The 19428-nt window shown below is 71.3% G+C and carries 20 protein-coding genes and 2 pseudogenes; 9 read left to right on the plus strand and 13 right to left on the minus strand.

Annotated elements, in window-relative coordinates:
- The first annotated feature begins 13 nt into the window (after positions 1-13).
- Complete coding sequence (locus ACZ3UD_RS34175) at positions 14-487, plus strand: hypothetical protein (RefSeq protein ID WP_465596753.1); 474 nt, start codon at positions 14-16, stop codon at positions 485-487.
- A 42-nt stretch (positions 488-529) separates the two neighbouring features.
- Here the strand turns inward: ACZ3UD_RS34175 and ACZ3UD_RS34180 are convergent, their stop codons facing one another.
- Entirely contained in the window at positions 530-943 is a 414-nt protein-coding gene (locus ACZ3UD_RS34180; RefSeq protein WP_465596756.1) for a hypothetical protein, read from the minus strand.
- A 608-nt stretch (positions 944-1551) separates the two neighbouring features.
- Complete coding sequence (locus ACZ3UD_RS34185; protein ID WP_465596759.1) at positions 1552-1947, minus strand: hypothetical protein; 396 nt, start codon at positions 1945-1947, stop codon at positions 1552-1554.
- A gap of 108 nt (positions 1948-2055) precedes the next feature.
- Between ACZ3UD_RS34185 and ACZ3UD_RS34190 the strand changes: the two genes are divergently transcribed.
- Positions 2056-2319 carry a hypothetical protein gene (locus tag ACZ3UD_RS34190; protein ID WP_465596762.1) on the plus strand — a complete coding sequence of 88 codons (264 nt, stop codon included), beginning with the start codon at positions 2056-2058 and terminating at the stop codon, positions 2317-2319.
- Here the strand turns inward: ACZ3UD_RS34190 and ACZ3UD_RS34195 are convergent, their stop codons facing one another.
- From ACZ3UD_RS34195 to ACZ3UD_RS34205, 3 genes are all read right to left on the minus strand, one after another.
- Entirely contained in the window at positions 2320-2472 is a 153-nt protein-coding gene (locus ACZ3UD_RS34195) for a hypothetical protein (RefSeq protein WP_465596765.1), read from the minus strand.
- Between the two features lie 317 nt (positions 2473-2789).
- Positions 2790-3635 carry a hypothetical protein gene (locus tag ACZ3UD_RS34200; RefSeq protein WP_465596768.1) on the minus strand — a complete coding sequence of 282 codons (846 nt, stop codon included), beginning with the start codon at positions 3633-3635 and terminating at the stop codon, positions 2790-2792.
- Positions 3636-3784: 149 nt separating this feature from the next.
- Positions 3785-4342, minus strand: coding sequence for a peptidoglycan-binding domain-containing protein (locus ACZ3UD_RS34205; RefSeq protein WP_465596771.1), 558 nt, complete (start codon positions 4340-4342; stop codon positions 3785-3787).
- A 553-nt stretch (positions 4343-4895) separates the two neighbouring features.
- Here ACZ3UD_RS34205 and ACZ3UD_RS34210 point away from each other — a divergent pair.
- Complete coding sequence (locus tag ACZ3UD_RS34210; protein ID WP_465596774.1) at positions 4896-5159, plus strand: hypothetical protein; 264 nt, start codon at positions 4896-4898, stop codon at positions 5157-5159.
- A 184-nt stretch (positions 5160-5343) separates the two neighbouring features.
- On the opposite strand, the gene ACZ3UD_RS34215 is transcribed toward ACZ3UD_RS34210, so the two are convergent.
- From ACZ3UD_RS34215 to ACZ3UD_RS34225, 3 genes and pseudogenes are all read right to left on the minus strand, one after another.
- Positions 5344-6444: a C40 family peptidase gene (locus ACZ3UD_RS34215; RefSeq protein WP_465596777.1), complete on the minus strand. Its 1101-nt coding sequence runs from the start codon at positions 6442-6444 to the stop codon at positions 5344-5346.
- A gap of 149 nt (positions 6445-6593) precedes the next feature.
- Positions 6594-7312, minus strand: a pseudogene (locus ACZ3UD_RS34220) (IS6 family transposase).
- 261 nt (positions 7313-7573) lie between these two features.
- Complete coding sequence (locus ACZ3UD_RS34225; RefSeq protein ID WP_465596780.1) at positions 7574-7996, minus strand: peptidoglycan-binding domain-containing protein; 423 nt, start codon at positions 7994-7996, stop codon at positions 7574-7576.
- A 486-nt stretch (positions 7997-8482) separates the two neighbouring features.
- Here ACZ3UD_RS34225 and ACZ3UD_RS34230 point away from each other — a divergent pair, with 486 nt between their 5' ends.
- Complete coding sequence (locus ACZ3UD_RS34230) at positions 8483-9049, plus strand: helix-turn-helix domain-containing protein (protein ID WP_465596783.1); 567 nt, start codon at positions 8483-8485, stop codon at positions 9047-9049.
- On the plus strand, positions 9015-9743 hold the full coding sequence (locus tag ACZ3UD_RS34235) for a hypothetical protein (protein ID WP_465596786.1): 729 nt from the start codon (positions 9015-9017) through the stop codon (positions 9741-9743). The genes ACZ3UD_RS34230 and ACZ3UD_RS34235 overlap by 35 nt, the downstream gene beginning before the upstream one ends.
- 363 nt (positions 9744-10106) lie before the next feature.
- Here ACZ3UD_RS34235 and ACZ3UD_RS34240 read toward each other — a convergent pair whose 3' ends face one another.
- Positions 10107-11693 carry a replication-relaxation family protein gene (locus tag ACZ3UD_RS34240; RefSeq protein ID WP_465596789.1) on the minus strand — a complete coding sequence of 529 codons (1587 nt, stop codon included), beginning with the start codon at positions 11691-11693 and terminating at the stop codon, positions 10107-10109.
- 674 nt (positions 11694-12367) lie between these two features.
- Here ACZ3UD_RS34240 and ACZ3UD_RS34245 point away from each other — a divergent pair.
- Positions 12368-13270 carry a hypothetical protein gene (locus tag ACZ3UD_RS34245; RefSeq protein WP_465596792.1) on the plus strand — a complete coding sequence of 301 codons (903 nt, stop codon included), beginning with the start codon at positions 12368-12370 and terminating at the stop codon, positions 13268-13270.
- A gap of 43 nt (positions 13271-13313) precedes the next feature.
- Here the strand turns inward: ACZ3UD_RS34245 and ACZ3UD_RS34250 are convergent, their stop codons facing one another.
- Positions 13314-14222 carry an ArsR/SmtB family transcription factor gene (locus tag ACZ3UD_RS34250; protein ID WP_465596795.1) on the minus strand — a complete coding sequence of 303 codons (909 nt, stop codon included), beginning with the start codon at positions 14220-14222 and terminating at the stop codon, positions 13314-13316.
- A 197-nt stretch (positions 14223-14419) separates the two neighbouring features.
- Between ACZ3UD_RS34250 and ACZ3UD_RS34255 the strand changes: the two genes are divergently transcribed.
- The 3 genes from ACZ3UD_RS34255 to ACZ3UD_RS34265 all read left to right on the plus strand — a co-directional run bounded on the left by ACZ3UD_RS34255 (position 14420) and on the right by ACZ3UD_RS34265 (position 15636).
- A complete protein-coding gene (locus tag ACZ3UD_RS34255) occupies positions 14420-14875 on the plus strand; it encodes a hypothetical protein (RefSeq protein WP_465596798.1) in 456 nt (151 codons plus the stop codon).
- A gap of 201 nt (positions 14876-15076) precedes the next feature.
- A complete protein-coding gene (locus ACZ3UD_RS34260) occupies positions 15077-15388 on the plus strand; it encodes a hypothetical protein (RefSeq protein ID WP_465596801.1) in 312 nt (103 codons plus the stop codon).
- Positions 15382-15636 (plus strand): hypothetical protein, encoded by a 255-nt coding sequence (locus tag ACZ3UD_RS34265; protein WP_465596804.1) that lies wholly within the window; start codon positions 15382-15384, stop codon positions 15634-15636. Before ACZ3UD_RS34260 ends, ACZ3UD_RS34265 begins: the two co-directional genes overlap by 7 nt.
- Positions 15637-15832: 196 nt before the next feature.
- Here the strand turns inward: ACZ3UD_RS34265 and tpg are convergent, their stop codons facing one another.
- From tpg to ACZ3UD_RS34280, 3 genes and pseudogenes are all read right to left on the minus strand, one after another.
- Complete coding sequence (gene tpg, locus ACZ3UD_RS34270; RefSeq protein WP_465596807.1) at positions 15833-16162, minus strand: telomere-protecting terminal protein Tpg; 330 nt, start codon at positions 16160-16162, stop codon at positions 15833-15835.
- A gap of 295 nt (positions 16163-16457) precedes the next feature.
- Positions 16458-17627, minus strand: a complete 1170-nt coding sequence (locus ACZ3UD_RS34275) for an AAA family ATPase (RefSeq protein ID WP_465596810.1) — start codon at positions 17625-17627, stop codon at positions 16458-16460.
- 103 nt (positions 17628-17730) lie between these two features.
- Positions 17731-19314, minus strand: a pseudogene (locus tag ACZ3UD_RS34280) (transposase); the annotation flags it as partial.
- Positions 19315-19428: the final 114 nt, after the last annotated feature.

Here is a 19428-nt window from a genome sequence, read left to right on the forward strand (position 1 = left end):
GAGTTCACCGGGCATGACGAACGTGACCGTCCTGCCGGTGGTGGGCGAGCCAGTGGCCGAGGACGAGGACCAGGAGCAGCGGGAGCAGCAGCACGCGGTGAACGTGTTGCTCGCCGAGGCGGGCGAGGCGGGCCGACGGGCGGGCGGGTGGGTGCGCGAGCTCGCGGCCCGGCAGGCGGAGGGCAGGCACCGCATGGTGCTGGAGCGGGCTGCCGACGCCGTCGAGCAGGCTGCCGGCCGGGAGGTGGTCCGGGCGGCGGCGGGCAGCTGGACGAGGAGCTGGCCTACGACCTGGCGGCCTACGTCGTCACCGGCAGCCCGTACGCCCAGGCGCTGCCGGAGCTGGCGATGGGCGAACGGATCGCACTGGTCGCGGTCTGCGCCGCTCGCCGCAGCGATGCCCCGCGCAGTGCTCGGCGAGCTGGAACGCGAGCTGCCCGCCCTGGCCGCCACGATGGACGCCGCCGTGATTGTCACCGGAGTTTGACCAGTCTCAGCCGAAGCTTGACCGGGCGGTCTACCGGCCCCGCTACCTGTCGATATCTACCGGAAGCCCGCGGAGCTGCAGCCGCGCCCTCAAGAACTCCATCTCTGCCAGGGTGCCCACCACACCGTCGCTGCTCAGCTCTTCGACGAGCCTTCGGGCCTGGAGCAACGACACGCCCGAGACCTCACGGAAGACCTTCAGCGCCGGGACAAGGCTGGGTACCGGCCCGGCCAGCCGCAGCCGGGTGGGTCCGTTCGCCACCAGCAGCGCCCGTCGCCACTCATCGTCCGGTGCCGCCCCCGGCCCGGAGTGCTCGCACCGATAGGCACCACAGCTATCGCAGTAGAACTCGGCATCCCACCACAGCTCGCCGTAGTCGATGAACTGGTTCACATGCCGCACCGCCATGTCGCCGCACTCGCAGAGCGACGCGATCTTCACCGTCTGGCCAGTCACCAGGACTCCCTTGTCCAGCTCACGCCCTCGCGACCCCCTCGTGGGCCGGAGATCCCCGCGTGGCTGCATTCGAGCACAGGCACGCCTGCCATCGGAATCCGGCAGGCGATCAAACTTCGCTGAGACTGGTCAAACTCCGGTGAGACGGGTCAGCCAGCCGGGCCGCCTGCCCGAACACAGGCAACACAGCCTTTCTGTGAATCACTCCCACCTGGAGAAATGGCCGGTCAATGACACAACCCCTACAGGCCCTACAGGCATGACACAGGCCGGCGCCGGGTTCGGGCGGATGCCGGCGGGCAGGGGGAGGGTGTGGGCGAGCGGCGGCACCAGGAGCAGGCCGTCCCGGTCGGCGAGGCCCGGCTGCCCGACAGGGCGGCGTCGTTCAGTCGAAGTGTCCATTTTGATGCCGCTTCAGGCAGCTGACATGGCTGAGCCAGTTCGGGGGCCGGGCTGGAGCGGAGGCAGGCACGGCCTCCGGGTGATCACGAGGTGTCGAGTCCCTGATCACCACGACGGAAGACCGTGCCTGCCCGATCATCGCCCCGCATGAACTCGCCGTCGCCCTCCGCGCGGACCCTCGATGGCCCTCCAGCGGGCCTGCGGCACTATTGCTCAGCCCGCTCCAGCACCCGGGTGACCAGCGGGACGTCGGCCTTGGGGATCACAATCACGTGCTGTCGACCGTCCGCCAGCAGGTCCAGGCGGGCCATCTTCCAGTGCCCGGCTTTCCTCTCCGAGGGGGTCAGCGTGCACGGTCCTTGGACGGTGACGGTCTCCTTGGTCCGACGGTTCTGCCAGCGGACCTGCTCCGACGTCAGGTACAGGTAGCCCATGGCCGCGATCGGGATGGTGCGGCTTTTGCCGATCGGGGCCGTCCTGACCGTGCCCAACGTCGGGCTCGAGCAGACCACCTTCAGCGTGGTGCCCGCGGCCAGGTCGGCGAGGTCCTTCTCTGTGGTCAGCCGCCGGATGCGCAGCCAGGAAAGCAGCACGTCGGACATGGTCTGGGTTCCCGCTGATCGGCGGACGAGGGTGCTCATGGTCAGGAATACTCGCAGATGGCCGGCCTACCTATCGGGGGTGCCCCTATGTCGGCTACCAGCCTGACCATGCACCAGGCCACCGTGCCCGAGAGCGCCCGCCGCATCCGCGAGCTCTGGGGATACCGAGAACAAGATCCACCACGTCAGGAACGCACCTTCCCCGAGGACGCCTCCCGTGCTCGCACCGGCAACGCTCCCCGCGTGTTGGCTGCACTGCGGAACCCGGCCAGTGGTGCTCTTCGGCTGACAGGCCGCGGCAACGTCGCCGCCGGACTCCGCCACCACGCACGCGATGCCAACCGACCGCTCACCGCCCTGGGCATCATGTGATCAACCCGGGCAATCCGCAAGAACGACGCGCCCCTGGCCGTGGGCGTAGTGCTTCAGCAGGGTGAGGATGTGTTCTTGGGTGGTGCGGGGTGTCATCGGGGCGGAGACCAGCGCGGCCACCAGCTCGCGCTTGGTCGGGACCGGCAACACCAACGGGCCCAGATCCTGTGCGACGCGGGCCTGCACGCACTCGGGGCACCCCAGCCAGTCGGGGCCGGCGTTCTCCCTACGGCCGGGTTGGCCAGCGCTTGGTCTAGGGTGTGCCAGCTGCAGCGGCCGAACCAGGCGGTGCCTGGGCCGTCGCGCTCGGGGCGCAGCGCCTCGAGCTTCGCGTCGGACCGGAGCAGGCTGGCGCCCTCGCGGGTCAAGCCGCCTACGTGATGCCGCCCCGTCCGAACCCGCTGCGCCACCCGGGGACGGTGAAGGCCCCCGCACTGTGGGTGCGGGGGCCAGGCCGGACGGGGGGTGGACTACTTAGCGCTCTCCACGGCAGTGGTGACCTTCTTCGGCCGACCGGGGCCGCGCTTGCGGGCGATCAGGCCGAGCTCGGTGAACGTGGTGTCGGAAGCGATGGCCGCGATCTCCGGGCATTCCAGGGCGATGCGGTGCAGCACCGTGTTGATGGCGGCCTCGTATCCGGCGCGGGTCGCCCCGGAGGCGCTGGAGCGCCAGCGCCCGCCGCGCTCGTCCCAGGCCGTCTTGGCCAGGGTGCCCTCGAACAGCAGGTGCGTGGCGGTAGCGGCGCGGTTCTCCAGGTCCAGGGAACCGTCCTCGGCCGCGGCGTCGATCTGGAGGTCGTCGCGCCGCCACGGGAGCTCGGCCAGCGCGTCCACCACCTTGCGCGGGGAGACACCGGCGATCTTCGCCGCCGCGATGGTGTTCGCGATGACGTGCAGGCCGGCCGCCGCGGAGTGAAGGTACTGCTGGCGGAACTCGCCGACGCTCAGCTCGCCCGTGACGATCCCGGACCACCCGGGCATGCGCTCGGCCGCGTAGTCGAAGAGCTCCACCACCTCGTCGCCGATCACCACGAGCGTCTCATCGGCGGAGGAGTCCACGGCCGTCCGCTGCTTGATGATGTCGTTCAGGTGCGCCTCGCGAATCTCGGGGGAGCGGTCGCGCACGCCCACCCCGGCGATGGCGGCGGCGGCCGAGCGGACCGCCGCCGCCGGGTAGAGACCCTCGAATGTGGTGTCGTTCTCGTCGGCCCGCGGCCAGACGCCCGGCCGGGACCGGCCGGCAGGCCGCAGCCCGGCCGAGGCGGCTGGGACCGCCCGGCGGCGCGAAGGCGCCGCCGCTTGAGTAAGTAAAGGCAAGTTGCGACAGCCCCCACGCCCTTCCCGGACGTGGGGGCTGACCGGCATGGGCGGCGGCTAGGCACGCCGGACGAACTGAACGGTCTCCTTGCAGCGTGCGGCCTGGGCACGCCCGGCCCGTGCGGCGTCCGTCCGCCAGGACCAGCCGCTTAGATTGCCGTGCAGGACAGGTAGTCGTAGCCGGCTGCCCGCTGATTGCCCGCGGCGTCCCAGAACAGGTAATGTCCCGTGCTGGACTCGCGAATCATGTCGAAGACGTGGACCTTCCCGTAGTACCTCAGGTGGTCGTTACCATCAGACGGAGCATTAGGGGTGCCACTAAGAACGGCATTGGCCGTGCCGAAGGTTCCCTGGCCAACCGCCCCGTCTGCGTCCAGACCGAGGTCACGCTGCCAGGCCTTGGTCGCATTGAGGGTTCCGTCTCCGAAGATCCCGTCGATGTCCTTGGTGCTGGAGAGGTAACCGTCTGCCCAAAGGATCTTCTGCCACAGGCACGTGGCATTGGACCGGGCATGGCCGTTGTACGGGTTGACCGAAAGGATGCCTTCGTCCTTCCAGTCGTCCGAGATATCGCCACTACCGCTGATGTAGGGAAGGTTACTGTAGGTTCCAACCGCAGCCGCCGAAGTTGCGTTCGCAGCGATGAGAACAGCGGCGCTAGCGGCCACCATTCCACCGCGAACCACCGACTTCACGTTCAGTTTCATTTTCTTCTCTCAATGCGCCTGATGGAAATTCGCGCCGCAACTGAGTCGTCGGCGCACCGCAACCGTACACAGCCAAAGGAAGGTTGATGACAAATCGGAGCTGTTTCCAGGGGTCGGCGAGGGTGTCTCACGTCGATGACCTGGGTTTGGGACGGCGATAGATGTGAAAGTGGAGATGTCTCAGACTGAGATCTCAGCCGGACCAGTGCCTGGCCATGCCAGGTCCGGTCAAGGAACTCAGTTGCGCTGTGGTGAATGACGAGATGGTGTTCGCAGGGGCCGACGCTGGTGGGCGGGGCGAGATCGAAGTCCATGCGGGCCGCAAAGGTCCGTCATGGCTGGTCGCTCCCGCGCGTGGCCCTTCTGCCGTTCGATGTGCTGACTTGGGGTCGCCCGGACGCCGGCGCCCGGGCTGCCCGGGCTGCCCGGGCTGCCCGGGCTGCCCGGATGAGCCTGCCGGGATCAGCTGGCGGCGGCGTGTTCGGCTCGGGCGCGGGTAGCGGCGGAGCGGTAGGAGTCGGTGCCGGTTTCGATGATGGCGGACGATCGCTGGGTGTACTTCACGTCCCTCGGCGGAAACCTGGTGCCTGGCGACACCCACAAGGTGCAGGACGTCTTCCGGTACGACCCGTCGACCGGCCGCACCGAGCGGGTGAGCGTGACGGCAGGCGGTTCGCAGGCCCCCGGGGTGTCCACCAGGTCGTTCGTCGCTATGCCCGGTACCACGGTGGTGTTCACGTCGGAGAACGGCGCCCTCGGCAAGGGCGACACCCACCAGGCGCCCGATGTGTTCGTCCGGCGGCTGCTGCGCTCCTGACCGCAGGACTCATCAACCCAGCACTTTGCCCGGAGCCAGCCGCCTTCAGTGCCATCGCCGCGTCGTACCGGTAGCGCGACTGCCGGGCGATGCGCGGCCGGGCGAGTGTTGTCACCGACGACAGTGCGGTGACAGCCCGTCCGAACGTCTGGCAGGGTTCACAGGAACCTGAGGAGGTCTGCCGTCAGAGTGCGTAGTGGTAGTAGCCGATCAGATTGGATGCCATGCTGACCGGGTCCGAGCGCGTGTAGGCGCCGGTGAAGGGCGCGTTGATCATCATCGGCGCTCCGTTGACGCTCCCGGTGTAGATGCCGACGTGCTCCGGGGAGCTCGCGTTGGCGCCGAAGAACACCAGGTCGCCGGGGACGGCCTGGGACTGGTTGACCACGTGGAACCGGGGGTTGGCGATCTGGTTGTCCGTCGCCAGACCGATGTCGCCGGCGCCGGCCTGCCAGTAGATCCAGCGAGTGAATCCCGAGCAGTCCAGGCCTACGGTGTTGCCGGCCGGGCACGGGTTGATCGCGCCGGTGTAGAGGGCGCAGTTGCCGTAGGTGGGCCCGGGATTCGAGTCCTTGCCGCCGTCCCAGGCGTAGGGGATGTACTGGTGGGTGGCGTCCTGTGCGAGGCTGACGACCGCCGCGTACAGGCCGGTGCCCTGGGAGGGCGGGGTCGCCGGGGCGGGGAGGTTGTACAGCGAGGCCTTGGTCGCGGGGCCGACGTAGCCGTCGGCGGCGAGTCCGGCGGAGGCCTGGTAGTTCTTCACGGCCGTGGTGGTGGCCGGGCCGAAGGACCCGTCGGCGGTCAGGTTCGCACCGTGCGCGTTGAGCAGGTTCTGCAGCTCGGTCACGCAGCCGTCCTGCTGGCCCGCGTGGATCGTCACCGGGCACCGGAGTGAGGTCAGCGTGACCGGCGTCAGCGAGAGCGCGTACAGCGCGCTCTTGGTGGCCGGCCCGACCTGGCCGTCGACGTTCAGCCGGGCGGAGGTCTGGAAGTTCCGCACCGCGGTGGTGGTGGCCGGGCCGAAGGAACCGTCGACGGTCAGGTTCGCACCGCGCAGGTTGAGCTGGTGCTGCAGCTCGGTCACACAGCCGTCGGACTCGCCGGCGGACAGGACCGAGGGGCACGAGGGGTAGTTGAGGTTGAGCGCGGGCGGCGGGGTGGTAGCCGCGGCGGCCCCGGTCACCGAGCCGAAGCCGAGGGCGGCCGAGACGAGGAGCAGCGCGACCGCGCGACGGGCCCGCGCAGGTATCCGGTGCCGGGTCCGTGAGATGATGAGAGAACGCAAGGTTCCTCCAGGGGGGATCCGCCGGCGGGCGGCGGGTGGACATGGATCAGCCCATCTGAGCAGAACCAACGATGGTGCTGTCACGTTAACGGGTGCTTGATCATCTGATGCTGTATCGGGGTGTGGTGGGGCCGGTCTCGGGGCTTGGGTCAGGCTGCGGCGGGCAGGCCGGTGTTCCCGGTGACGTGGTCCCAGATGGTGAAGCGGATGGTCATCTCAAGCCGGTGTTCGGCGGCGGTGCGCAGATGTCGTCGGGTGCGGAAGTGGGGTGAGATGCCGCTGAACGCGGACAGGAACCGCTGTGCCGCACCCACGGAGCGGAAGCCTTTCATCGCGCGCTCGCGCTGCCTTGTCGGCTGGTGGGAGTTCTCGGCCCGGTTGTTCAGCCCCTTGTGCGAGCGGCGCTCGACCGAGGGCATGAGCTCGCGGTGGGCGACACCGTAGGAGCGGAGCTTGTCGGTGACCAGCGCCCGCGGGACCCGGTGCTGCTTCTTCATCAGCTTGGCCATGAAGCGCTTGGCGGCCTTCGCGTCCCGGCGGGACTGGACCAGGATGTCCAGGACGTTGCCGTACTGGTCGACAGCCCGCCACAGGTACTGCCGTACCCCGTTGATCTTGATGAAGACCTCGTCGAGATGCCATTTGTCGCCCGCCGTGGGCCGTCGGCGGTGCAGCCCCCCGCGTAGGCCTGGCCGAACTTGGCGCACCAGCGGCGCACCGTCTCGTGCGAGACGATCACGCCGCGCTGCAGCATCAGCTCCTCGACCTCCCGGAACGAGAGCGGGAAGCGGAAGTACAGCCACACGCAGTGGGAGATGACCTCGACCGGGTACCGGTGTCTCTTGTACGCCGGTGACACGACACCCACGACAGGCCCTCCCAGCCACGACCGCCCCGAAGATCATCCCACTTCTCGGTCAACGTGACAGCGCCCGTGGGACTGCTGCCCATGCCAGGGCAGGAGTGGCACCGGGCCGGGCAGCCGATCCAGGACCATCCCTGGAACACGCGGACGCGGTCCGCATCCTACGGCTCAGCCGCCCGCCATCGGCGATGGCGATCGGGTCGGCGGACCGCCGACCCCGCGCGTGGAGGGCGGGGGCGGCCGTGTCAGTGCCGTGCCGGGTGGTTACCAGGTGGTGGGCAGGTACGTGTAGCAGTAGGAGGTGCTAGTGCCGCCGCCCGCGCGGTAGGGCATGTCCGAGCCGGTGTAGGCCGGGTCGCCGTGGGCCATGAGGGCGTTGCCGGTCTGGGGGCCGAGGACGCCGTCCTGCGGGAGGCCCATCTCCTCCTGGAAGTCCTTGATGGCCTGCTTGGTCTCGGGACCGAAGATGCCGTCCTCGGCGGGCAGGCGGTGGTCGGAGCCAGAGGTGTGGAACCAGTAGGAGATGTTGTGCTGGGCGCACCAGACGCCGTGGGAGTTGTTGGTGTAGCCGGCGCCGATGTATCCGGCGCTCGGGCTGGCATTGGCGGCGGTCGTGAAGCCCATGAGGGCGGTGCCTGCCATGGCGACGGCCATGCCGCCCTTGACGATCCTGGACTTGAAGCTCATGTGGCTTTCCCCGTCTGTGTGTTGGTGGTGTGGTCCGGCTGAGGTCCGGTTACCAGGTAGTGGGCAGGTACTGATGGATAGTCAAACGAGTCTTGTCGCACACGAACGGGCATGAAGTCGGAGCAGCCCCGTCTGTGCGCAGCACCGGTCCGGGTTCGATCAGTCGCGCGACCCGACCGGTGCTGAACTCGTCGGATCGTCACAGTTGCTCCCTCTCGGTGTTCGCCGTCAGCTTGTGTGCCGGTTCGTCCCGGCCGCAACGGTGGGCCGGCGATCAGGGATGCTGGGACACCTTTACCCTGTTTGAGCTGGGAAGACGTAACCTTCCTGGGACGCGCCAGCGGGGCGCTGGGAGGGCGCGGCCGGTGCCGCCGGTCCCCTTGAGGGGAACCGTGGGGCAGTCTGCCGCGTGCTTGTCTGCCGGAGGTCACGTCGGCCCGCGTCCCGGTGATCCGGCTGTCGGTGACGGCCGGAGCCGGGGGTGCGATGACGGGGGCACGAGCGGGGGGAGGATCAGTGTCAGAGGGGATCGGGGAGTCGAGGGGGGCGGACGAGGTCGCGCGGCTGCTCCAGGAGCTGAAGAGCCGGTCGGGGCTCAGTTACGGTGCGCTGGCGAAGCGGCTGCACGTGAGCACGTCGGCCCTGCACCGCTACTGCAACGGCGATGTGATGCCGGTGGAGTTCGCCCCACTGGAGCGCCTCGCGCGGCTGTGCCGGGCGACACCGGAGGAACGCACCGAGCTCTACCGGTTGTGGGTCACCGCCCACGCGGCGCGGGGGAACCGGCAGGCGTCCGCCCCCGCCCCCGCGGCACCGGAGCCCTCTGCGGCACCGGAGCCCCTCACGGAACCGGAACCGGAAGTTGAAGCGGTAGCCGAACCGGAAGCGCGGCCGGCCGCGGGAGGCGTCGCGGAGGACGGGACGGCCACCCCCGCGCGTACCTCCGACGCGGCGGCGCGTGCGCCGGGGTGTACTCGCCGCTGTCGCGGCTGCCGCGGTGCTCGCCGCCATCGGGGCTGTGGCCACAGGTGTCAAGACCCATCCGGGCGGTGACCCCGGGTCCGTTCCCGCCCCGGCGGCGGACGCCGGGCCGTCCGCCGGCGCGACCCCGTCGGGGCCAACCGGTGCCGCGGACCAGGGTGCGAGTGCCCCGATCACCGTCGCGGTCCGTTGGCCTGGCCGGGAGGACGGGTGTGAGCAGTACCTGGTCGACCGCCCGCCGTCGCAGGTACCCCGGCCGCCCGCGCTGGTGGACGTCCCCGCCTGGGCCTCCCAGGTCGGCGCGGTCCCCGGCCACTACCAGTCCATCGAGTTCGCCGTGCAGGGCACCGGCAGCGACACCGTGGTGCTGACCGCCCTCGACGTCCGCGTCGTGCGGAGCGCGGCCCCGCTGGCCTGGAACGCCTACTCCATGGGCGGGGGCTGCGGCGGCGGAGTCGACCTCCACTCCTACGACCTCGACCTGGACGCGGCCCGCCCCCGCCTGGTCGTGAGCGAGGGCAGTACCGGCCTGCCGGTCAAGGTGAGCGAGCGGGACCCGGAGGTCATCGAGGTCAGCGCCGAGACCACCTCCCACGACGTCAGCTGGTACCTGGAACTGGAGTGGTCCAGCGGCGACCGCAAGGGCACGCTGACCGTCGGCCCCGGTGCCGGCGCGCCGTTCCGCACCAGCGCGGTCAAGGGCCGGCCGCTGTACACGTTCCCGAACGGCGGGAATGCCTGGGAGCCGAGTCCCTTCCAGGAATGACGACCGCTCGGGGTCCCACCAGCGGGGAATCGGAGCGGCCCGCGGGGAGTGTCCCCGCAGGCCGTTTTGTCCTTGAGTGCCTCCACGGGCAGCAGAGCCCAGCGAGCCCAGCGCCCAGGCAGCCCTCCTCTGGCAGTGCTGAACCACCGTCCCGAGCCGGCCCCGTACGCGGCCCGACGCGAGCACCGCACCGTCCCAGCGCCCGCTGATCAGCCACGGACCACACCTGTCCGGTCCCGCCGGTACGCGAATAGCTCGCGCCAGTGCCAGCGGGCCCGGCCGAACGCCGCCCAGCGACGCCCGGACGTACGGACGGCCAACGGACGACCAGGAGAAGCGACGGCGGCCGAGACGGCCAGCTGGTCACACCCGGCGGTCCTTCGCCGGGTAGAGCTTGGCGTGCAACACCCGGTCCTCCCACCACGGGTCATCCGGGGTGGAGACCAGCGCGACAACCTGCTCGCGCTTGGTCGGGGCCGGCAGCACCAGCGGGCCCAAGTCCTTCTCGGCGCGGTCCCGTTCGCACCGCGGGCACTCCAGCCGGTCGGGGCCGGCCTTCTCGGTCAGCTCCAGCAGCGAGCCCTCCTGGCCGCCGATGGAGCCCCGGCACGTCCAGCACGGGCGCAGCGTGGCGTTGGCCGTGCGGGCCGCCTCCAGCCGGGCCTTGGCCTCTCGCTCCTCTTCCTGCCGTTGCTGGTGCTTCTCGTGGCAGGGCCAGCAGAGGCCGCCCGGGCGGCGGGTCCACTCCATCCGTCCCTTGGGGCCGTACTCGCAGCTGCTGGCCTGCTTCGGCACGTTCCCGCAGTCGGCGCAGGCCAGGGTCCGCATCAGCTCTCGGTGGGCCTGCTCGGCCTTCTTGTCCCGGGCCTTCTGGCGCTCGTCGTACGCCTCGCGGGTGTCCGGGCTCTCCAGCGCGTCCAGCAGGGAGCGCCGGCCTTCACGGCCGTAGCGCCACCAGACGGGCCCGAGGGGGCCGTGCTCGGCCAGGAGCTCCAGGGTGGTGGCGATGACCGGTACAGCGTCGTCGTACTCGCGCCAGCCGTCCCCGTCGTTGTCGTGCCGCGTGACGGTCCACCAGGAGCCGCCCCAGGTATCGCGCGCCAGGTCCGCCACCACCCGCTGCCGGCCCGCCAGCGCCACCGGTCCGGCGCCGGTGACGACCAGGGCGACGGGCGGGTACCCGGGCCGGGTGTGGGGGCCGGGCCAGGCCCTGCACCACCAGTGGACCATCCGGTCGGCCGGCTCCTCGTCGGCCAGCGCCGGGTCGGTGCTCTTCACCTTGGTGCGGAACAGCTCGCGGTAGGCGGTGAACTTCGCGGCCACCCGCTCCGGCGACATCGTCGAGCGATCGACCTCCACCATCAGCACCGGCACCCCGATCTCCGGGGCCTGCCACACGCCGTCCGGGCGCACCTTCCGCCGCCCGCCCGGCAACAGGAACTCGGTCTCAGTCGACCAGGAGCGCACCGTGCCCACCCCGCCCGCGGCCCCAGGCGCGGTGCCGCCGAGGACGAACGCGAGCACGGTCTCGTTGACCGCCATCGCGTGCTGGGCACCGGAGCGTCCGGCGCCCCGAGCCGTGCCTCCCATTTCCGAGCGGACCATCCCGAGCACCGAAGCGGCCGCGTCCAGCCCGGCAGCGCCTTCCAGCCGCCACGTCTTGTGCCGGTCCTTGGTGTTGCCGTCGGAGGCGACCAGGCCGTGCAGCGCGAGATCGCGCAACGCCTGCCGGATCGCGGTGTTCGACGCCGCGCCGGGGCGCAGCAGGCGCTGGAGCTGGTCGGCGGTGGCGACCTTGGACGCCGAGCGCGGCGAGGACGTCGGAGCGCAGGGCGTTGGTCGAGCCGTTGGGGTTGGCGGCGCCGCGCCGGTACGCGGTACGGCCCGGCCGGGACGGCTGCGGCGGTTCGACGACGTAGGCCTGGTCGTCGTTGTCGTCGGGCTGGGCAAGGCGCTGACGGGTGCTCACGGGCGTCTCCCGGTGGTCGTGGTCGGCTGCTGCCTTCGAGGGATATCCGGCGTTCCTGACAGCGGCCAAGCCCGTTTCGGGCCCGCGCGCCGCGCCCCCTCCAACCACCCCTCTCCGGCCCCCACCGCCACCCCCCGACCAGCGAGCGGCCGGCACCAGCCGGACGCGAGAAAAGGAAAAGCCCACCGCAGGTGCAACAACCCGAACCGACCAACCGGCAACGCCACAACCACAAACCAAAACCAAAAGCAGAAAGACGAGAGAAGAGGGTTGTCGGAATGCGTCGGCGGCCCGGATTCGGGCGCTGAGCTGGGCGGATTCGCCCCTCGGGCGCGAGGTGGCCGGTAGGGGCATCGGAGGGGGAAACGGCAGGGGCAACGGAAGCGTTCCGGCAAACTCACCAGGCCCACCAAGGTGCCTTGGTGAGTTTCCTTGATAGGCCATCAAGGAAACTCACCAAGGCACCTTGATGGCCATCCCAGCAGGTCAGAGACGTGCCGACCGGGCCGACGGGGGCTCTGAGGTTGGGACGGGTTGGCGGACGGGATTACGGACCGCATTTCGGACCGATAAGAACGCGAGATACCTTGACAGTGGAAGTTATCAGATCGTTATGAACTACCAACCTTGATGGTGAGAAATCCGGTGAGTTTCGTTGGGTTCCATTCTCCGAGCACGGGATAAGCCCGCGCTTCGGACTGAGGGACATTGCTTCACGCTGGCGACCGCCGAGCAACTCCACCAACTGCATGGCGGCACCGCCCTGATCAAGCAGACCCAGAAGCGGCTGACCCGCCTGCACACCGATGGCCTGACCTATTTCGTGACCCTGCCGCAGGCCGGCCGGGCGAAGGCCTGGCACCTCACCGCGGCCGGCTCCGCCGTCACGGCCACCTTCCCCGAGGCCCTGCGCCCGACCGCCCAGGTGCTGGACGGCGAGCAGCTCGCCGTGCGGCACGGGCGCGAGCACCTGCTCGACGTCGGCCGGATCCACGCCGCCTTCGTCACCGAGGCCCGCGCCCGGGGCGAGGCCTGCGGCCCGCTCGACCTCCTCCCCCACCCGGAGCTGTCGGTCGCCAGCGGCGGGGTGTACCGGCCCGCCGCCGAACTCACCTACACCGCCGGCACCGGCGACGAGCGGCACCGCCTGCGGGCGTTCGTCGAACGGCACCGCCCCAGTGTCGGCGCCGAGGAGACCGCGGCGCAGCTGGCGGCCTGCGCCCAGCTGTGGGAGCAGGCGGGCCCGAACGGCCGGGGCCGGACGTGGGAGCGGCGCTGGCGGGCGTTCCCGCGGCTGCTGGTGGTCCTGGTCGGCACCGGCGCGGCGGGGGTGCGTTCGGCGGTGGCGGATCTGCGGCTGGCCGCCGAGGAGAACCCGGCCACCGCCGACATGCTGGCCGCCCTCCCGGCCGGGGCCGCCCGGATCGAGAACCTGGTGCAGCGCGGCCCCTTCCGCCCCGATCTGGCACCCGCTCCGCGACGGCGGTCGGCGGCCATGCGGTTGGACGGAGCTGTAGACGGTGGCGCTGGGGCCGAGAGCTTGAGGCCGAGAGCGTAGCCGCCGTCGGCGCAGAAGCCCGGCGGGAATTGCCGGGCTCGGCCTATGACGGTCCCTGGGTGAAGAGGAGGTCGTGCCCGAGGCGGGTGAGGCTGTGCCGGACCTGGCGGCCCAGGCGTTCGGTGGTGATGGCGCCGGCGTCCCGCAGGGTGGTGGCGTGGGTCGAGGCGGCCGGTGCGGAGACGCCGAGGCGTTCGGCCAACTGTCCAGTGGTGCAGGGACCCTGGGCGATCGCTCGGAGAGCCCGGGTTCGGGCGGGGCCGAGCAGCCGGGCGAGTCCGTCGACGCTGCGGGCCGGTGCGGCGCCGCTCGGGTACATCAGGACCGGCGGCCGGCGGTCGGTGAGCAGGGCGGTGGGGCTGAGGAGGAAGTGGTTCGGTCGCAGCTCCAGCCCCCGCCCGCCGAGGTCGAACGCGCAATTCCACCCCGGCCCGGCGTACCGCAGGACGCCCTCGTCGTGCCAGGTCAGGTCCGGGTGGAGCCGGTCCAGCAGCGCGCCGATCCCCGCGTCGGCGACGGTGCGTGAGCGGTGTGCGATCTCGGCCTGCAGCGCTCGCCGGATGTCGGGCCAGTCCGGGGCGAGGCAGCTGCGGAAGAGCGCCCACGCGGCGTCGGTGATCCGGCGCAGCCGGCGGGTGCCGCCGTCGCGCAGTTCGTCGACGATACGGGGCAGTCGGGGGCCCGTGCCGTAGAACGCGAGGTCCTGCCGGAGCTCGGCCTCGGGGAGGGCCAGCATGGCGTCGAGCTCGTCCGTGAGGACAGCGAGGGTGGTCGTGGTGTCGCCGGCGAGGAAGTCCGGCACCCCGGCGGCGCTGGCATTGACCAGATCGAGCAGGGGCATGGCGCGCTGCGGGACGCGGCCCTTCACCCGGCGCCACCAGCGGTCCCGGTTGACCGAGCCGCCGACACAGTGGTGCTGCGCCCCTGCCACGCCGCCCAGGACGTGGTCCATGGGGGAGACGGCGAACCGAACGCGTGCCAGGTCCGCGACCCCGAAGCCGATTTCGAGCACAGCTGATCATGCCGCGCTGCCGAGCCGTTCCGGGTGAGTTCTGAACTATTAGGTCCTGCGCTGAATAGTTGGTGGGGCGGCCCGGGCGAATGCGAGCGTGACTGTGCTCAGTCAACCGCTGGAGAGGAAGCACATCCATGCGCAAGCTCAAGTCCCTCGGTCTCGCTGCGGCGGCCCTCGGCCTCGTCGCCGGCTCCACCCTGCTCGGCGCTGGGACCGCCCAGGCGTACACCGGTGACTACGTCTGCCGGTACGCCTCGGTGAACCTCAGCGGCTCCGCCGGCAACTACGACGTCCTGCCGTGCCTCTACCAGGACAGCAGCGGCCGGATGCACGGAAAGGCCACCGCGACCGGCGGCACCACGGACGTCTACCTCTACGTGGAGCTCGGGTACAGCTACAACGGCGGGCCGGTGCAGTGGATGTCCCAGACCACCAACCGCTCGCACATCTACCCCGGCGGCGGCTACGTCTACACCCTTCCGAGCGACGGTGTGACTCCGTGCAGCCCCTGCCGCTACTACTCCAAGACCTGGACCATGAACAACGGCGTCCCGTACGGCGACGTCGAGGCGGGCCCGATCTACAACTGACCCGGGTGTCCCACCTCACCAAGGACAGTCGGCAGGTCGCCGGGCAGGCTCGGGGCCGCGGCGACGAAGCTGTCGGAGGTGGAAGTCCAGCGCGAGCCGGTGCCGTCGGTGACGACGGCGCCGGCCTCGCGGGCGATCAGGGCCGCGCACCCACGCCACGGTCGACGCCCGGCTGACGGGCATGACGGCGGACGCCAACCCGTGGAACGCGGCACGGTCCGGGCCGAGGCCGCCACCGGGGCCCGCATCTACCGCCGCGACCCGGCCGCCGCCGTCGACCAGCTGGTGACCGACCTGATCGAGCAGCTCACCGACTGGGACCGGGCCCTCGCCGATCTCGCCCGCGCCCTCACCACGGCGACCGAAGGCCGACCGCTGCCCGGCTGGGCCGCCGACGCCGGACGCACCGAGGAGTTCCGGCTCCGCCAGGCCCGCCAGGCGCTGCTGGAGGCCATCGCCCGCCACCACCACCGCGGCCCCGCCCCGCTCCCCGCCACCGACCGACCGTGGTGATCACCACCGGCCGGAACCGGGACAGTGATCAGATGACCGGCAGTCAGCACCTCCCCCGCGGCATCGACGCCCTGATCCCACCGCCCGCGCCACCACCACGCCTGGCGAGCGGCGCGGCGGGCGTCGGGTACGCGGTCGGGCTGGGCGCCGTGGCCTGCGGCATCGCCGGCGTCGCTTTCGGGGCGGTGGTCATGATCCGCGGGATCGCGCTGATCTATCGCGCGGCCCGCACGCACAACCAGAAGTAAGTAGACCGGCCGACACCGGTCGGAACCCTCAACGGGCAGACCCCCAAGGTCTGGCCGTTTTCATGTATCCGGCCCACCTCGGTGGGCTCCCACACCCGCGGCGGCCGGGACGGCGGACCCCTGGAGACAGGGGGTCCGCCGTCCGGCCGCCGCAGCCGTTCCCCGGCCCGGCCCGCCCCGCGAACCGCCGGGTCGGTCAGACCTCCAGCTCCAGCCACCCGAGGTCGGTCAGCTCGACGTCGAGGCCGTCCGCGCGGCGGCCACGGTCGCGGAAGTAGTGCTCCTGGAGTCCGGCGGCGAGGATCCGCTGCTGCTCGGCCTCCGAAGCGCCGGCGCCACGGGCGGCGTACAGCTCGCGGGCGACGTCGCCGGGCAGGTTCTGGGTGATCAGGCGTTCGCGGGGGTCGTCGGTGGAGTCGGCCGCAGATGTATAGCCGAAGCGGGCCTGGACATGGAGCACGAAGCCCTGCTGCTCGGCCTGGCGCCGCACCCGCTGTCGGACGCGCGGCTGCCAGGCGGCCCGCACCCGCTCGCTCGATGCCGGCCGCCGCAACCGCCCCCGGGCTGCTGGTCCCCCTTGAGGCAGCGCTGCACAGTCCGCTGCGAGACGCCGAGCTCGGCGGCGAGCAGCCGGATCGCGCCCTTCAGCAACCGCAGCCTGGCGGGCACGGACTGCGGGATCGCAGCTGCACACCGTCTCCGGCACCCCGAGTGTGATCACGCAGGAGGTGCTGCGGCGCACTGTCCTGCGTGTGCGCAGCGTGGTGGGTGGTGCGAGCATCAAGTCGATCTCGTTGATGACCCGGGACGCTCAGCAGGGATCACCCCGCCACCGTTCCCTGATCTTGGTGGCGGGGCGGACTGCTAGGCCTCGCCGGTAGCCGCGCCCAGGATGTCGGGCGGCCGGTTCGGGGCTGGCTACCTGCGCCAGGCAGGCGGGGGCGGGCAGCCTCGCATGTACTCGGTGACGGCCCAGGGGTAGCGGTAGTGGGCGTTGCTGAAGGGCCAGATCGACGGGGACGGGTTTGCCGAGGGCGGCGAGGATGTCGTAGGCGAGGCAGATCGTGGAGTCGGTGCCGACGGTGGGGTGGACGGTGGCCCGGCCTGTGGTGGGGCTGTGGGCGGCCTGGGCGGCGCGGGTGTGGGGCAGGTCGTCGTGGGGATCGAGGACGACGGTGACCGGCGGCGGGTCGGGGCAGGTCAGCATGGTGCGCCTGCCTGTCGTGGCCGAGTTTGCTGTAGGCCCAGCGCACCAGGTCCTCGTCCACCTCGGCGCGCCCGGACTCCTTCATGCCGGCGGCCAGGTGGTGGGTGATCTTCGCCCAGGCCCGGAAGTTGCCGTGGGCGGCCTCGCGGTCGCACGGGGCGATCAGTTCGGGGTCGGCGTCGGCCCAGATCGGGTGGAAGGCCGGGATGGTGTCCAGAACCTCCTCCAGCGTCAGGGGGTCGATCTCCTGCCAGCAGTAGACCCTCGACTCGAGCATCGGCTCGCTCTGCAGCATCTCGAAGCAGCCGTTGCCGCCGGTGAAGACGATCGTCAGGTCGGTACCGGTGTCGTCCCACAGGTAGCGCAGGTACTCGAAGCACAGCTTCGACAGCCACTGCGCCTCGTCGCACACCAGCGCCCGGATCTCCTCGAGCGCCCCGCGCAGCATGCGGTCGAACTCGATCGCGTGGGAGGGCGGACGTCCCGGAAGCCCCAGGGCGTAGAACAATTCGTGGCGCAGGTCCCGGGTCGAGGGGCGGGCGCGGAACTGGATGCGATGGGTGATCTGCGGGGCGAGATCGCGCAGCGAGGCGTTCACCGCGAACGACTTCCCGTGCCCGGCTCTGCCGTAGATGCAGATCATCGCCCTGGCTTCGATCGCGGCGCGGATGTTCTCCCGAACTGCCAGCAGGGCGCGGGTGCCGACCACTTGGGCGCCACGCAGGCGCATGTAGTGGTCTTCGCGTTCGGCCGGCAGCCGGCCCAGTCGGTCCGCGGTCGTCACGGGCGTCCTCCCTCTTCTGCTTCTTCTTCGCCCGCCCCGTCCACGGCGCCACCGCCGCCCGGGGCGTGTGCCGCCCCGGGCGCCGTCGGGCCGGCATCGGTGCCGGTGCCGGGTGTCGCCGGCGGGGGCGGCGGATCGGGCGGGCCCACGACGCGGGTGCCTCGCGCGGCGGGATCAGGTCCGGCAGCGCCCGCTTCGCCAAGTCACTCCCGGCGGACGCGGCGAGTTGCTCCTCGGCCTCGGCTGCGGTCAGCGCCGCCAGCGGCTCGGGCCGCCCCGGGCCGGTGACCGCGCCGTAGCGGCCCAGTCGGCGGCGCTGGCGGTCCGCGGAGGCCAGCGCCCGCACCATCGTGCGCCGCTGGGCGTCCATGGCCCGGCGCAGCGCGGCCCGCTGGGCCGCGGTGGCGGCGTCCGCGAGGTGCGCCGGCCCGAGGTGGGTGCCGGTGGCGGCGTCGAACACCTCGATTTCGTGGTCGTGGTGGGGGACGAACCGCACCCGTACCCGGGTGCCGTCCATGCCGTGCATCCAGGGGCCGACGTAGTAACGCCCCCGCCAGTACACGCCCTTCGTGGACAGGACCCTGGCACCTCCCGCGTCCTCGAGGGTGAAGGAGCGCAGCAGGGCGGGCGGGACGTCCTCGATCGGGGTGGGGTCGTCCTGCCACGCCTGGAGCGGTGTGCGGCCGCCGAGCGGCTGCGGGCGGTGCTCGGTGTTCCACCACCGCACCCATCCCAGAAGCCGTGCGGTGAACTCGGTGAACGACAGCAGCCCGTCCGGATCGCCGCGCCGCGCCCGCGGGCCGGTGGTGGCGGTGGGGGCGTGGAGGTATCCGGGCTGCGCGACCAGGAACATGTCGACGACGCAGCGGTTGAGGTTCTCCACCGTGCCCTTCAACTCCGGCCTGCGCGCCGGTAGATCCTGTACCGGAACCGCGAGCGCGCCCAGCGCCCGGGTCACCGTGGCGCACAGGAACTCCTTGCCGCGGTCGACCCGCACCAGTTCCGGCAGCCCTCCGATCGGCCCGTACGGGCCGCCCGGCTCGTCCCGCGACAAGGCGATCCGCAACGCCGCCAGCACCGCGTCCCGGGACGGCTGGTGCGGGGTGACGGCCGCACTCGTGATCGCGTTCCTCGCGCAGTCGATGAACCACGTCACCCAAGGACGCACCGCCTGCCCGTCCAGCTCGACCTCGACGGGCAGGTGCTTGTGATCGCCCTCCCAGCAGGCGTTGCGCCACTTCACCGGACGGGCCAGATGCACAGCGTGCGCCCGCCGGGCCTTCTCCCCGCCCTTGAGCGCGGCACGCTGCCCCGCGTTCAGATCCCGGCGCACCGCCCGCTGAAACGTCGCCAACGATGGCACACCCACTCCCCCGCCACCCCCGGCGCCTGCGGCTGGCTCCCTACCGGCTTCCCCGTCCACGAAGTCGTCCGCCGACACGCGGGCCTGCGCGAGAAGCTCCCGGTGGACCGCCGCCGCGTTCCCGCACCATAACGCCAACCGCGCGTGGACCTCGTCCGTGACCGTGAACCGCGGCCGGGACCTGCGCGCCGTCCGACCCTCCTCGCGAGCCACCTGTAACCAACGCTGCACCGTCCGCACCGACCGGCCCGCCGAGAAGGCCGCCAACCGCACATGACCGGGAGTCAGAACACCGCGTTCCTCCAGAGCCAGGAGCCGGAACACCACCTGCTCACGCACCACCGGCGCCGAATCGCCGGACCCTACCGCGTCGCTCCCGCCGCCGTCCGCCATCCACGCCCTCCCGGCCCGTCCGACAGCCCCGCCAACGACCGAGCC

The sequence above is a fragment of the Kitasatospora sp. NPDC023118 genome, assembly GCF_055560875.1.